Genomic DNA, 13543 nt, shown 5'->3' on the forward strand with positions numbered 1-13543 from the left:
GCGTTCGTCGGGCGTCTATTTTACTCCGCCGTCCACGGCGGCGGTAACCGCGTCGATGAAAGCCTGGCGGGCGCGCGTCTGCGCGCTGTCCGTGGCCACCGGCCATGCGGCCAGCTGCACGATCGCCAGGTGTCGCGAAGGATCGAGATAAAGGACCTGTCCGAAAATACCCAGGCCCGCGTAACGCCCACCGTCGAAGGTCCACCACTGATAACCGTAACCCCGGCCCGGCGCGCCGATGTCGGCATGCTTGCGCGTGGCATCGGCCAGCCAGCCGTCCGCCAGCACCGGCTTGCCGTTCGCGACACCGCCATCGAGAAGGAACTGCCCCATGCGGGCATAGTCGGACAGCGTGGCCGAAACGCCCGAGCCGCCCGCCTCGGTGCCGTCGACGGGGTCTTTCAGCCAGATGGCGTCCTGCGCCATGCCATACGGTTTCCAGATTTTTTCCGACAGGTACGCTGCCAGCGTGCGGCCGGTGGCCCGCGTTACCAGGATGCCGATCAGGTCTGTCTCGCCCGTCTTGTAGACCCACCGGGTGCCCGGCTTCGATTCGGACGGCAATTTCGCCATATAGGAAACGAGGAGGGGCGTGCCCGGAACGCGCGCGCCTTCGTACATCTGCGCGACGTCCGAGTTCGGATCCACATAGTCCTCGTTCCAGCGGACGCCCGACGTCATCGTCAGAAGCTGGCGCACGGTCACGTCGCGGTATCCGCTGTCCGATAGCGCGGGGATGTATCGGGTCACCGGATCGTCGAGGTCGTGGATGCTGCCGTCGCGCAGCGCCGCACCCACCAGCGTGGATGTGAACGACTTCGCGACCGAAAAGGAGGTCCAGTGCTGGGTCGGGCCGAAACCGAGGCCGTAGCGTTCGAGCCGGACCTTGCCGTCCTGGAGCACCATGATCCCCGCCACGTGGTGGTCGGACATATAGCTGTCGAGCGTGGTTCCGTCGTTCCAGCGCGGCAGCAACGGCGCGCCCGCCGGCAGCGCGTGCACGTTCGTGCCATGCGCGATCCGGTTGCTGGCGTACTGCGTTTCCATGGCGCGGAAGTGGGTTTCGCGCTGGCTCTGGTTCCAGAACAGGACGTCGGTGCGGCGAGCCGATGGCGTCGTCGCGCAGGCAGCGCAGAGACCGAGCGCCGCGATGCAGAAAAGTCGATAGAGACGCATGGTTTTACCTGGGTAGTTCAGCGACTGGGAACAGCCGCGGAGTCCCTGCGCAACAGGGCGCGACGGCGGATCTCGAACGCCACCAGCGCCAGCGACGAAAGAAAGAACGGAACCAGGCCGTAGATGACCCGGTAGGCCAGCAGCGCCGCGAGTACCTGTGGCCGTGCCTGCTCGGGAAACGCTACGAGCGTCAACGCCTCGAATGCACCGATGCCGCCCGGTGCGTTGCTGACGATGCCTGCGATGACCGCACCCATGTAGATCGGAATGAAGTCGACGAAATCGCCGGCGATTTCCGGCGGCAGTAAAAGATACATGGCGGCAATCGCGCCGCTCATTTCCACGACGCCGATCGCGATCTGCGCACCGGCGGATCGTGCGGAGGGTACGGGCGTCGAGAATTTTCCGATGCGCAGGTCGGTGTGTTTGCCCGAGAGCCACATCAGCAACGCGCCGAAGGCCGCGATCAGGGCAACGCCCGGCCAGCGTCCCCAGCCGTTGGTGATCGACGGTTCGAGCATCAGCGCGATGCACGTTATCGCGGCGAAACCCATGGCGACGCTGAAGCCAACCAGGCCGACGATGCGCGCGACGTCGGGAGCGGTGACGCCGCGCATGGCCAGCAGGCGATAACGCAGCGCCGTACCCGTGATCGCGTGGAATCCGAGTGCGTTGCAGACGGCATGCGACGTGGCACCGGAGAACAATGCCATGCGCGTGGAAACCTGCCCCGGTACGACGGTGCGAACGGCGAACAGATCGTAGGTGGCGAGCGCGGCCCAGCTGACCAGCGTCGCCGCGACGGAGCCGACGACGTGCCAGCGCGGCGTACGTTCCAGCGCCGCCAGCACGTCGTGCCAGGCCATCTTCGAAATGTATTTGTTCAGCACCCACGCGGCGCCAGCCACCACGAGGATCGCGAGCACGTAGTGCACCGATTTGCCCAGCCAGGCCTTATGGGGTTGGGCGTTGTCCGGAGGACGGGTGGTGCGGTTCACTGGGGTTCGATGTCCGTGCGCAGGGGACCCGCGTCGCGTGCCGGGGGTCGCGCATCTTCCCACAACCGGCCATCCCTGATTTCGATGGTGTGACCGTCGAGCGCGTCCACATCGTCCGGATCGTGGGTGATGACCAGCAACTGGAGGTCCAGGCGCGCCTGTAGTTCGCGCAGTTCGCGACGCATACGGCCGCGCAGGGCCGGATCGAGTGCGGCGAAAGGTTCGTCGAGCAGGACGATACCCGGCTCGCTGGCCAGCGCGCGTGCCAGCGCGACGCGCTGGCGCTGGCCGCCGGAAATGCGCGCGGGGTAGCTGTCGGCGATGCCGCGCAGTTCGAAGGTATCGAGCCAGTGCGCGACGGCCCGGCCGCGCTCGCGACGCGACGGATTCAGGAGACCGCTCGTTAACCCGAAGCCGATGTTCTGTGCCACGGTCAGGTGTGGAAACAACGCATAGTCCTGAAACAGGTAGGCGACCTGACGATGCCTTGGCGCGAGGTCGACCCCCGTCGAGGCATCGAACAGCACGCGATTCCGTACGCGGATATGGCCTGCGTCGGGCGTGAGCAGGCCGGCGATAGCGCGCAGGGTGAGGCTCTTGCCCGCGCCGGACGGACCAAAAAGCACGATGCGCCGGCTGTCCGACGAGAACGCGACATCGAGCGTGAAGCGCCGATCGTCCGCCGAGAGTTCTTTCACGATCGCGACATCGACCGTCATGAGCGATGCCTCCGGATATTCGCCCGATCGGGCGACAGCCAACCGGCAAGCAACAACGCAATCACGCAGGTGACCGACGTCACGAGGACCATCGTACCGGCGGTCGCGTCGTCGCCGGCCTGTACCGCGGCATAGATCGCCACGGAAAGCGTCTGCGTACGCCCCGGAAGATTGCCGGCGATCATCAGGGTCGCACCGAACTCGCCGAGCGCACGCGCAAAGGCGAGCAGCGCACCGGCGGTGATGCCGCGCGCGGCCAACGGCAGCGACACGCGAAAGAACACCGCCAGTTCGCGCAGGCCAAGCACGCGCGCGGCGTCCTCCAGTTGCGGGTCGACGTTCTCGAACGCGGCGCGGGCCGCCTTTTGCACCAGCGGGAACGCCACCAGCGTCGATGCGATCACCGCACCCTGCCACGTAAAAACCAGCTGGATACCGACGCGATCCAGCCATTCGCCGAACACCCCGCGACGACCCAGCAACACGAGCAGGTAATAGCCGAGAACGGTCGGTGGAAGCACCAGCGGAAGGGTAAGGATCGAATCGACCACTTCGCGAGCGGGCGAACGCCAGCGAGACAGGCCGAACGCAACCGCCACGCCCAGGACGAGATTGATCGCCGTCGCCCATAGCGCCACCTTCAACGAGAGCGCGAGCGGTATCCAGATCGCGCTCACAGGAGTCTCAAGGCGCGAGGAAACCGAAGGTTTTCAGGATCGCCTGCCCGTCGTTCGACAGCACGAAGTCTTCGAATGCTTTCGCTTCGCCGGCCTGTTTCGAACCGGCGACCACGGCGACCGGATAGCTGATGGGTTTAGGCGTCGGCACGACGGCGGCCACGGTCACCTTGTCTTTCATGATGGCGGCGTCGGTGGCGAAGACGAAGCCGGCGTCGACCTCGCCGCGCGCGACATAGTCGAGACTCTGGCGTACGTTCTGCGCCAGCACGCCCTTTGCCGACACGGCGTCCCAAAGGCCCGATGCTTCGAGCGCCGCACGGGTATAGCGACCCACGGGCACCGACGCGGGATCGCCATAGGCCACGCGATGCACGTCCGCGCGCTTCAGATCGGCGGCCGAGGAAATCGCCGTCTTGCCGTCGGCCGGAACGATCAGCACGAGGCGATTCGTCGCGAAATTTTTCCGCGTCGCCGCATCGACTGCCTTCGCTTCGACCGCCTTGTCCATCGCCGTCTGGTCGGCCGAGGCGAACACGTCCGCTGGCGCACCGCTGGCGATCTGGCGCAACAGCACGTCGGATGCGGCGAAATTCAATACGACGTGCGTGCCGGGATGCTTCGCTTCATAAGCCTTGCCGACGGCCTGGAAGGCGTCGGTGAGGCTGGAAGCGGCGGACACGACAAGGTCGGCGGCGGATACCGCGGTGACGCCGGCAAGCAAGGCGGCGGCGAGGGCAATACGCGGGAAGATTCGGCGCATGATCCGTGGCTCCGATGGCGAATGAGCGCCATAGTGGGCGGTGGCGTGCGAGGGGTCAATGTGGGGCGGGCGGGAGAGGAAAGGTCGACGAAAACTCCCTCACCGTCGCCCCTGCGCAGGCAGGGGCCCAGTGCGGTGCGGTGCGGTGAGTTTCGCGATCGCGCCCCGACCATGCTCTGAAGACGCGGCCGTTTGTCGCAGCCCCAACGCGACATCCGCGTGCGATCATCCCTGGACCCCGGTCCGGGGTTCAGTTTTCAGGGGATGCGCGTGCATCGTGGCGTAACGCAGAGCCGGTTCATGGCGTGGATGGCGATGTTCGCCATCTGGCTGTCGATCCTGGCGCCGGTGGCCTCCAGGGCCATGCCGGCGGCGTCCGCCTTTCCCGAGCTCGGCGCATGGTGCGAAGGCCGCGCCGGCCTCGTCGACCATGCCCAGCCCGATGGCCACGACATCGGCCACATGGATGCCTGCGGTTACTGCACGCTGCTGGCCCAGAATCCCACGGTCGGTACGGTTGCCTTCGTCGCGCACCTGCTTCCCCTCTCCGGTTTCGTCGCCGCCACGCTGCCGGTCAAGCACGGCATCGATGCACCGCTCGTCCTTCATGCACCGCCACGTGGTCCACCGCGCTTCGCGAACGTCTGATCCTCCCGATCCCCTCGTTCTCCGAAAACCGGATAGTTCACATGTCGATTCGTTCCCTGTACGAAGGCGGCCCACTGGCTGTCGCCATCGCGTGCGCATTCGCGCTGCCGGCTTATGCCGACGAGCCGCAGCGCGCGCAGACCCTTAAGGAAATACGCGTTTCCGCCACCGGCGACGCACCCGCCGTCGATCCCAACATTCCCGCCGTCGTCGAAAGCGTAACGGCCGCGAAGCTCGACCGGCTGAACATCGTCAACGCCGAAGACGCGCTGAAGTACATGCCGGCTTTCGGCATCCGCAAACGTTTCGTCGGCGACGAGAACGCGACGTTCTCCGTACGCGGCACCAGCAACCAGCAGAGCGCCCGTGGCCTGGTCTATCTCGACGGTTTGCTGCTCAGCAACTTGCTTGGAAATACCTGGGGAACCCCGCCGCGCTGGTCGATGGCGTTTCCGGACAACCTCGCGCGTGTCGACGTCATCTATGGCGCTTACTCGGCGCTCTATCCCGGCAACTCCATCGGCGCGACGGTCGTGATGACGACGCGCATGCCCACGAAGCTGGAGATGACCGCCGAAGTACAGGGATTCACCCAAAACGTCGATACCTACGGCGTGAATCGCGACTTCGGCGGCAGCCGGCAGGCCGCGACGCTGGGCGATCGCATCGGCAATCTGTCCCTCCTGATCGGCGTGGCGCATCTGCAAGCCAACGGACAGCCGCTGGTCTATGCGACGCAGAACCTTTCGTCGCGCCCCGGCACCGTCAATCCGGTAACCGGCGCCATCGCCGACACGGGGGCGAACGGCCTCCCGCGCCAGGTGCTCGGCGTCAACAGCGAGGGCCAGGAAGCGACGAGCCAGGACGAAGCCCGGATCAAGCTTGCCTATGATTTCACACCGACCCTGCAGGGCGGCCTGACGATGGGTTACTGGAATCAGGACCTCTCGCATCGCACGGAGAGCTTCCTGCGCGATGCTTCGGGACGTCCTGTTTACAGCGGCACGGTAAGTATCGATGGTCGGCAATACACGTTGCCCGCGAACTTCTTTGCTCCGAGCACGCGACAGAGCCGCAATTATCTTTATGGCGCATCCCTCGGCACGCATAACGAGACGGGCTGGAACGTCGAGGCCAACGCCTCGTACTTCGACATGGACCGCAACCGCGATCGCGTGGCTTCGTCCGTCACGGACAATGGCGCGGGACAGCTCACCGCAGGCGACGGCAGCCGCTGGCGAACCTTCGATCTGCGCGCCAGTTACCGGCCCGAAACCCTCGCGCCCAATAGCCATTGGGTGAGCTTCGGCTATCACTACGACGGCTACGCGCTGAAGAACGAGGTATCGGCTCTCACCCAGTGGCGCAGCGGTGGCGCCGGCGCGGACCAGGGCGGCAACGGCGGCAGCACGCAGACCCAGGCCGTTTACATTCAGGACACCTGGCAGCTCGCCGATCGCTGGCAACTCACGACCGGCGCACGCTTCGAGCAGTGGCGCGCCTTCGACGGTACGCGTGCCACGGCGACGGCGTCGACGAACTATCCACAGCGCAAGGAAACGCACACGTCGCCCAAGGCGTCGCTGTCATGGCAGGCGGCGGACAATCTCGTGCTGCGATTTTCGGCGGCGCGCGCCTACCGCTTTCCGACGGTGAGCGAACTCTTCCAGGGTACGTTCAACGGCATTTCGCTCGTCAACAACGATCCTAATCTGAAACCCGAAAACGATCTGTCGCGCGAACTGACGGCCGAGTGGTACCACCCCAACAGCGTGACGCGTTTCTCGCTCTATCGCAGCGATACGCGCAATACGCTGTTCAGTCAGACCGACACGACCGTGTTCCCCAACGTCACCAATGTCCAGAACGTGGGACTCGTACGCACGCGCGGCGCCGAAGCCAGCTACGACGGCCAGGGCGTGTGGTGGGACCGGCTGGATCTTTCCGCCAACGCGGCGTACACGCAGGCCACGACGGTGCGCAACGAGCGCAATCCGGCATCGGTGGGCAAGCAGTTCTATCGCATTCCGCGCTGGCGGGCGAACCTGGTCGCGACGCTGCATACCTCGGAACGCACCATGCTGACGCTGGCGGGCCGGTATTCCGGGCGCCAGTACAACACGCTGGACCATAGCGACATCGACCCGAATACGTTCGGCGGCGCCAGCGCGTTCCTTACCTGGGATGCGAAGCTGGTTTACCGGCCCACCGATCATCTCGACCTGGGCGTTGGCGTCGACAACCTCACCGATCGTCGTTACTACGTCTATTACCCCTACCCGTCGCGCACGGTGATGGTCGAAGCGAAGTACAGACTGTGAATGGATAAAGGAGCGCGGCGAGCCGCGCTCCTTATATCGGCATCGAAGCGGACGTTACAGACTGACGCTACCGTCGATGCACGTCACCGCCGATCCGCCGATCCAGATGTCGCCATCGATGCTTTCGATGTAGACACGGCCGGCGCGGCCAAGTGCCGTGCCCTGCGCCGCCACGTAGCGGGACGGTAGACGGCCGCTTCCGATCAGCCACTGTGCGATACCCGCATTCAGGCTGCCGGTTGCCGGGTCCTCGGGCATGCCGTCGCCGGGAATGAAGGCGCGGACCTCCACATCCGCGTCGCCGTTCCTCCACGGTGCGACGACACCGACTTTCATGCCGGCGAGGATGTTTCGATCGGGTTTCGCCGCCAGTACATCCTCGCGATCCTCGAGCAGGACGGCCAGCCAGCCCGGGCCGTTATCGACCCAGGTCGCGGCAACGACACGATCGCGGCCGATAGCCAGTCCACGGCATATGCGTTCGATGGTTTCTTCGTCGAGCGGGCCATCGCGACGCAGTGGCGGCGCGGCGAAGGCCAGGCGCTCTCCGTCGAGGCGAATCCGGATGGGCCCGACACCGCATTCCTGCACGACGTGTTTCGCCTTCGGACGCCCGCCCGCTTCCAACCATGCACGACACGATCCCAGTGTGGGATGGCCCGCGAACGGCAGCTCGCCGGTCGTCGTGAAGATACGCACGCGATAATCCGCATCGGGCAGCGTCGGCCGGAGCAGGAAGGTCGTTTCGCTGAGATTCGTCCACCGCGCGAACGCGGTCATCTGTTCGTCCGACAGACCGTCGGCATCGAGTACGACGGCAAGGGGGTTGCCCTGGGTGGGCGTCGACGTGAAGACGTCGAGCTGCTTGAAGGGGAAGGTGGTCATGGGAGGGGATGATAGTGGGACGCCACGCGGGTCTCACGCTTACTGCGAGACCGTGGGAATGGCCCCGCGCGACTGACCCGGCCCGGGGGCATATCCCGTGTCCAGCAATCCGTTGTACCCTTTGCGCCGCAACGACGTAATCGTTTTCACGTAACGCACGTTACATGGCCCGGAAGCGGGTCGATACCGGTATGCTTCGCGGCCTGTTCCCCCGCTGCGGTCGTGACGTGCCGTTGTGCCCCCCCTGCTGCAAGAGTGTTCGCCCATGATTCGTGATCCCCGCATCGAAGACCTCATCGCCCGCATGACCGTCGAAGAGAAGGTCGGCCAGTTGGGCGTGTTCGCCGATGCCGTCCGCCCCTTCGCGCCGGACGTGAACCCGGAAGTGAACGCACGCGGCGCGAGCGAAGTGCTGGATCAGATCCGGGCTGGCCTCGTCGGCGCGCTGTTTAACGGCGTGGGGGCGCTGGAAGGTCGCGAGGCACAGCGCGTTGCCATCGAAGAAAGCCGCCTGGGCATTCCGCTGATCCTCGGCGCCGATGTGATCCACGGCATGCGCACCGTGTTCCCGATTCCGCTCGGCGAAGCCGCCAGCTTCGAACCGGACCTGGCCGAGCGCACCGCGCGGGTCACCGCGGTCGAAGCCACCGCGGCGGGCATCCACTGGACCTACGCTCCCGCCGTCGACATCGCGCGCGACCAGCGCTGGGGTCGCGGTGCGGAAGGTTCGGGCGAGGATGTCGTGCTGGGTAGTGCCTTCGCCGCGGCTCGCGTCCGTGGTTTCCAGGGCACCGACCTGACGGCAACCGATTCGCTGCTGTCCACGCCCAAGCATTTCGCCGCCTATGGCGCGGTGGCCGGCGGCATGGAATACAACAGCGTCGATATCTCCGAGCAGACCCTGCGCGACGTGCACCTGCCGCCCTTCAAGGCGGCGCTCGACGCGGGCGCGCTGACGATCATGAGCGCATTCAACGACATCAATGGCGTGCCGGCGTCGGCCAGTCGCGAACTGATGACGGACATCCTGCGCGGCGAATGGGCGTTCGAAGGCTTCGTCGTCTCCGATTACACGGCCGATTTCGAACTGGTCGCGCACGGCTACGCCGCCGACGAACGCGACGCCGCGCGCCTGGCGTTTATCGCAGGCGTGGACATGAGCATGCAAAGCGGCCTGTATGCCGCGCATCTTCCCGACCTGATCGAGAAGGGCGAAGTCTCGATGGAGATGCTCGACGAAAGCGTGCGTCGCGTGCTTTCGGTGAAATCCGCGATCGGTTTGTTCGACAATCCGTACCGCTCGCTCGATCCCGTGCGCGAAGCCGACGATTCGCTGCGCGAAGCCCACGGCGAACTGGCACGCGATGCGGCACGACGTTCCATCGTGATGCTGAAGAACGATGGCGTGCTTCCGTTGCGCAAGACGGGGCAGCGCGTGGCGTTGATCGGACCCTTCGGCGCGGACCAGGACAACCTCGAAGGCTGCTGGACCCTGTTTGGCGACAAGACGCGTCACGTCGATATCGCCAGCGGTCTGCGCGCCGTACTTCCAGAACTGGTAGTGGTGGAAGGCTCGGGTATCGAAGAGCCCATCGAAGGCGGCATCGAAGCCGCTGTCGCCGCGGCGAAGGCCGCCGATGTCGTGCTTCTGGCCGTCGGCGAGCCTCAGAATTATTCGGGCGAGGCACAGTCGCGCACGCAGATTATCGTGCCGCCCGCGCAGCAGCAGCTGATCGAAGCCGTGGCTGCTACCGGCACACCTGTCGTCATCCTGCTGAAGAACGGACGTGCGCTCGCCCTCACCGGCGCGGTCCGCAACGCAAACGCCATTCTCGTCACGTGGTTCCTCGGCAGCCAGACGGGTCCCGCGATCGCCGATGTCGTGTTCGGCGATTACAACCCGGCAGGTCGCCTGCCCGTCAGCTTCCCGCAGGACGCGGGCCAGCAGCCGTTCTTCTACAACCACCTGCGCACCGGCCGTCCCGAACTCGCCGACCAGCCGCCTGCATTCAAGTCGCGATGGCGCGAGATCACGCATGAAGCGCTGTATCCGTTCGGACACGGCCTCAGCTACACGACGTTCGAGTACACCGCGCCGAAGGTCAGTGCCGCGAGCATCGGCTGGAACGACACCCTTGTCGTCAGCACTACCGTCACCAACACCGGCAAGGTGGCCGGCGAAGAAGTCGTCCAGCTCTACGTGCACGATCGCGTCGCCAGTCGCGTGCGCCCCGTCAAGGAACTGAAGGGCTTCCGCAAGATTCATCTCGTACCCGGCGCGTCGGTCGAAGTCAGCTTCGAGCTGACCCGCGCCGATGTCGCGTTCACGCAACGCGATGGCACGTTCACCGCCGAGCCCGGCGCGTTCGACGTCTGGATCGCAGGATCGTCGGAAGGCGGCGAAGCGGCGGAGTTCACGCTGCGCGGTTGATGGTGAGTCGGGCATACCGACCTTTGGGCAATGGGGTCGCGCTGCATGCAGGCGCATAATCGGCGGCAGTCCCGACGGAGCTTCGCCATGCATGATCTGACCGACAAAGTCACCCTCGTTACCGGTGCCGCCAGCGGTATCGGCCGCGAAATCGCACGCGCCTATGCGCGCGCCGGCGCAAGAGTCGTCGTCGCCGATATCAACGAAGACGCCGCGCTTGCCACCGCGCAGGCGATGATCGCCGAAGGCGGCCAGGCGATGGGTATCGCTATGGATGTCTCCGACGAGGCGCAGGTCGATGCCGGATTCGCCAGCATCGCGTCGGCATGGGGGCCAGTCGATGTTCTGGTAAGCAATGCCGGCGTGCAGGTCATCTCGCCGCTGGTCGACTTCGCGTTCGCCGACTGGAAACGCATGCTTGCGATCCATCTCGATGGCGCATTTCTCACGACACGCGCCGCGATGCGCCAGATGATCCCGACGGGACGCGGCGGTTCCATCATCCTCATGGGGTCGGCGCATTCGCACGTCGCGTCGAAATTCAAAGCGCCGTATGTCACCGCAAAACACGGCCTCCTTGGCCTCGCACGCACGGTGGCGAAGGAAGGCGCGGAGCACGCCATTCGCGCCAATGTGATCTGCCCCGGTTTCGTGCGCACGCCGCTGGTAGAAAAGCAGATTCCCGAACAAGCGAAGGAACTCGGCATCACGGAAGAGGAAGTGATCCGCAACGTGATGTTGAAAGACACGGTCGATGGCGAATTCACCACGGTGAAAGACATCGCGGACGTCGCGTTATTCCTGGCTGCATTCGGCTCGAACGCCCTGACAGGCCAGTCCATTACCGTGAGCCACGGCTGGTACATGAGCTAACCGCCGGTTGAACGTCGCAGGGTTAACGTCCTACTTCCCGACATCGGTGACATCGCTCTGGACCTTCAGGAACATCTCGGTCGGATGTTCGCCCAACGCCCGCTCGAAGGCGACCTCGGGGTTGCTCCGGATGGCGGTGAGACGCCGTGAAGAGGACCTTCGCGAACGTTCGGAAGTTCTCTGGTTTCTCCATGTCCGACCAGATGCTCTGCGACGCAGTATCGGAAAGTGAAACATCGCGGTGAGTTCCTGCTGCCGCACTGACGGATGAGGCCTACACGCCGAGACGAATATGCCTAATCACACTCGATCATTGACCGTCTAAGCTGCCGTGCATTACTCACATGGAAATCCGTATGAAAAGGAATCGTTTCATCGTCGGTGGCCTTGCCGCTCTGCTCCTTCAACAGACAGCTTTCGCTTCGCTCAACGAGGACGTAGCCAATATTGTCTGGACAAGCTGCGGCGATGCCGTACCGGACTCCACGACCGAAGCCCTGGGGGATCGTTTGCAATGCGGCACGTTGATAGGCCCCATCGATCATCTCCGCCCCGATCTGGGCCGGGTTGAGCTGGGCGTTGTACGCGTCAAAGCCGAAAATCCGGCCATGCGCGAAGGCACCATCTTCTTCAACCCAGGCGGACCGGGTCAGAGTCCCGTAGCATCCTTCCGGCGTTCGTCGATTACTGGGGGCTCATCGAACCCGACGATGTTATCCATGGCGATAAGAAGCGCCTCGTCGAGCGATACGACTTTGTCGGTGTCATTCCACGCGGCCTCCCGGGTACACAGCTATTCAATTGTTCGCCGGAGCCAGGTCCATACAATGTCCTGGCGTCCGATCTCAGTTCCGACAATCTCCATGCCGCCGATCAGGCCGCGCGCGACCTGGGCTTCCACTGCACGCGGGATTCGTTCCATTGGTATATCAGCTCGGAGCAGGGGGCATACGATATGGATCTCGTACGGCGTTCTCTGAATGAGCCGAAGCTCAATTTCTACGGTGGCTCCTACGGCACGTGGCTGGGCTCATGGTACGGCGCGATGTTCCCCGGGAATGTCGGGCGCATGCTTCTCGATTCCAGCATGGATTTCACTGGTAGTTTCGACGATGCCGTTCTCGCCAGCGCCCAGGAAAAACACCGCAGCTTCCTGCGTCTCGCCGTAAAGCCCGCGATCGCACAACCCAATCTCTATGGCCTCGGTAACGATGAGGAAGCGATCGTCGAACGGTTTGGCAACATGCCACAGCGCGCCCGTGCGGAATGGGCGACGAGAGTAACCTCACCCGAGGCGCTCGCCGCCGCACTTACCCTGGCCGAATGGGCTCGTGCCGAACCGTTGATGGCACAGCCTGCTTTCATGGCTCGCGTGGAAGCGCACCGATTCAGCTCCGTAAACGGTATCGACATTGCCATAAAGTCGTTCGCCCGCGAGCTTGTCGCCATGTATTACGGCGACCGTCCCGAGGCGAGTCCGCTTACCTCGCCGGAGAGCCTGTCGGTATATATCGCCGTACGATGCAACGACACCGCCAGCAGAACCGAGCCGGATTACTGGAATGGTGTGGCACGCGAGAACGCTCGACGCTATCCCGGCGGCAGCACCAACGAAGCATTCAATCTGTGCGGCTACTGGGGCGAGCGGGTCACGCGCCGTCCGTCAATGGAGCCGCTGCATTCCGCAGGAAAGATTCTTATGATTCACGCGGAGCACGATACACATACCCCGCTAACGAACGCCACGAAGGCGCTGAACGACTATAACAATGCCTATATGGTCATTGCCCGCAACATGAACGGTCACAGTATTTTCGGGCAATCCGATACGCCGTGCGTAGAAAAGGCGGCGGGACGGTATCTCCTCACCGGCCAGGTTCCGGAGAACAAGCTTTCCGGATGCGATTTTGTTCGCGAAGACACCGGGGAACGCTCTGGACGCTCGGCTTTCAGCAACCCGGTCAGGGCACGCGCCTTGCGCGCCTATCTCAGGCGTTATCTCGGAAACTCCCTCTGAGTGCGCCGACCGGATGGGATGCCCTCCATCCCATC

Annotated in this window: 12 protein-coding genes; 5 read left to right on the forward strand and 7 right to left on the reverse strand. The window is 64.3% G+C overall.

Features of this window, described 5'->3' with window-relative positions; all coding sequences use genetic code 11:
- Window positions 1–15: 15 nt before the first annotated feature.
- The 5 genes from EC912_RS08215 to modA are packed head-to-tail and all read right to left on the reverse strand — an operon-like array spanning window position 16 to window position 4333.
- Window positions 16–1176, reverse strand: coding sequence for a serine hydrolase domain-containing protein (locus tag EC912_RS08215; RefSeq protein ID WP_132142687.1), 1161 nt, complete (start codon window positions 1174–1176; stop codon window positions 16–18).
- A 17-nt stretch (window positions 1177–1193) separates the two neighbouring features.
- Window positions 1194–2174 carry a lysylphosphatidylglycerol synthase transmembrane domain-containing protein gene (locus EC912_RS08220; protein WP_132142689.1) on the reverse strand — a complete coding sequence of 327 codons (981 nt, stop codon included), beginning with the start codon at window positions 2172–2174 and terminating at the stop codon, window positions 1194–1196.
- Window positions 2171–2893, reverse strand: a complete 723-nt coding sequence (locus EC912_RS08225) for a sulfate/molybdate ABC transporter ATP-binding protein (protein ID WP_132142691.1) — start codon at window positions 2891–2893, stop codon at window positions 2171–2173. The genes EC912_RS08220 and EC912_RS08225 overlap by 4 nt, the downstream gene beginning before the upstream one ends.
- Complete coding sequence (gene modB / locus EC912_RS08230) at window positions 2890–3570, reverse strand: molybdate ABC transporter permease subunit (RefSeq protein ID WP_132142693.1); 681 nt, start codon at window positions 3568–3570, stop codon at window positions 2890–2892. The genes EC912_RS08225 and modB overlap by 4 nt, the downstream gene beginning before the upstream one ends.
- A gap of 7 nt (window positions 3571–3577) precedes the next feature.
- Complete coding sequence (gene modA / locus EC912_RS08235) at window positions 3578–4333, reverse strand: molybdate ABC transporter substrate-binding protein (RefSeq protein ID WP_132142695.1); 756 nt, start codon at window positions 4331–4333, stop codon at window positions 3578–3580.
- Window positions 4334–4552: 219 nt separating this feature from the next.
- Between modA and EC912_RS08240 the strand changes: the two genes are divergently transcribed.
- Together EC912_RS08240 and EC912_RS08245 are read left to right on the forward strand one after the other, a co-directional pair.
- Window positions 4553–4981, forward strand: a complete 429-nt coding sequence (locus tag EC912_RS08240; protein ID WP_132142697.1) for a DUF2946 domain-containing protein — start codon at window positions 4553–4555, stop codon at window positions 4979–4981.
- Between the two features lie 41 nt (window positions 4982–5022).
- Complete coding sequence (locus EC912_RS08245) at window positions 5023–7302, forward strand: TonB-dependent receptor (RefSeq protein ID WP_132142699.1); 2280 nt, start codon at window positions 5023–5025, stop codon at window positions 7300–7302.
- A 54-nt stretch (window positions 7303–7356) separates the two neighbouring features.
- On the opposite strand, the gene EC912_RS08250 is transcribed toward EC912_RS08245, so the two are convergent.
- The gene (locus EC912_RS08250; protein ID WP_132142701.1) at window positions 7357–8187 is read right to left on the reverse strand and encodes a PhzF family phenazine biosynthesis protein; all 831 of its coding nucleotides are present in this window, start codon (window positions 8185–8187) and stop codon (window positions 7357–7359) included.
- 268 nt (window positions 8188–8455) lie between these two features.
- Here EC912_RS08250 and EC912_RS08255 point away from each other — a divergent pair, with 268 nt between their 5' ends.
- Both EC912_RS08255 and EC912_RS08260 read left to right on the forward strand, forming a co-directional pair.
- Window positions 8456–10618, forward strand: coding sequence for a glycoside hydrolase family 3 N-terminal domain-containing protein (locus EC912_RS08255; protein ID WP_428993091.1), 2163 nt, complete (start codon window positions 8456–8458; stop codon window positions 10616–10618).
- Between the two features lie 87 nt (window positions 10619–10705).
- Window positions 10706–11491 carry a 3-hydroxybutyrate dehydrogenase gene (locus tag EC912_RS08260; protein ID WP_132142705.1) on the forward strand — a complete coding sequence of 262 codons (786 nt, stop codon included), beginning with the start codon at window positions 10706–10708 and terminating at the stop codon, window positions 11489–11491.
- A 296-nt stretch (window positions 11492–11787) separates the two neighbouring features.
- On the opposite strand, the gene EC912_RS08265 is transcribed toward EC912_RS08260, so the two are convergent.
- On the reverse strand, window positions 11788–12036 hold the full coding sequence (locus EC912_RS08265; RefSeq protein WP_132142708.1) for a hypothetical protein: 249 nt from the start codon (window positions 12034–12036) through the stop codon (window positions 11788–11790).
- 410 nt (window positions 12037–12446) lie between these two features.
- Here EC912_RS08265 and EC912_RS08270 point away from each other — a divergent pair, with 410 nt between their 5' ends.
- Entirely contained in the window at window positions 12447–13508 is a 1062-nt protein-coding gene (locus tag EC912_RS08270) for an alpha/beta hydrolase (protein WP_132142710.1), read from the forward strand.
- Window positions 13509–13543 lie beyond the last annotated feature (35 nt).

Source organism: Luteibacter rhizovicinus, assembly GCF_004342265.1.
Lineage (GTDB): Bacteria > Pseudomonadota > Gammaproteobacteria > Xanthomonadales > Rhodanobacteraceae > Luteibacter > Luteibacter rhizovicinus_B.

What these genes read in the sequence shown, in the direction of transcription:
- EC912_RS08215 (WP_132142687.1), bottom strand. Translation starts at nt 1,176, where the DNA reads ATGCGTCTCTATCGACTTTTCTGCATCGCGGCGCTCGGTCTCTGCGCT.
- EC912_RS08225 (WP_132142691.1), bottom strand. Translation starts at nt 2,893, where the DNA reads ATGACGGTCGATGTCGCGATCGTGAAAGAACTCTCGGCGGACGATCGG.
- modA (WP_132142695.1), bottom strand. Translation starts at nt 4,333, where the DNA reads ATGCGCCGAATCTTCCCGCGTATTGCCCTCGCCGCCGCCTTGCTTGCC.
- EC912_RS08245 (WP_132142699.1), top strand. Translation starts at nt 5,023, where the DNA reads ATGTCGATTCGTTCCCTGTACGAAGGCGGCCCACTGGCTGTCGCCATC.
- EC912_RS08250 (WP_132142701.1), bottom strand. Translation starts at nt 8,187, where the DNA reads ATGACCACCTTCCCCTTCAAGCAGCTCGACGTCTTCACGTCGACGCCC.
- EC912_RS08260 (WP_132142705.1), top strand. Translation starts at nt 10,706, where the DNA reads ATGCATGATCTGACCGACAAAGTCACCCTCGTTACCGGTGCCGCCAGC.
- EC912_RS08265 (WP_132142708.1), bottom strand. Translation starts at nt 12,036, where the DNA reads ATGATCGATGGGGCCTATCAACGTGCCGCATTGCAAACGATCCCCCAG.
- EC912_RS08270 (WP_132142710.1), top strand. Translation starts at nt 12,447, where the DNA reads ATGGATCTCGTACGGCGTTCTCTGAATGAGCCGAAGCTCAATTTCTAC.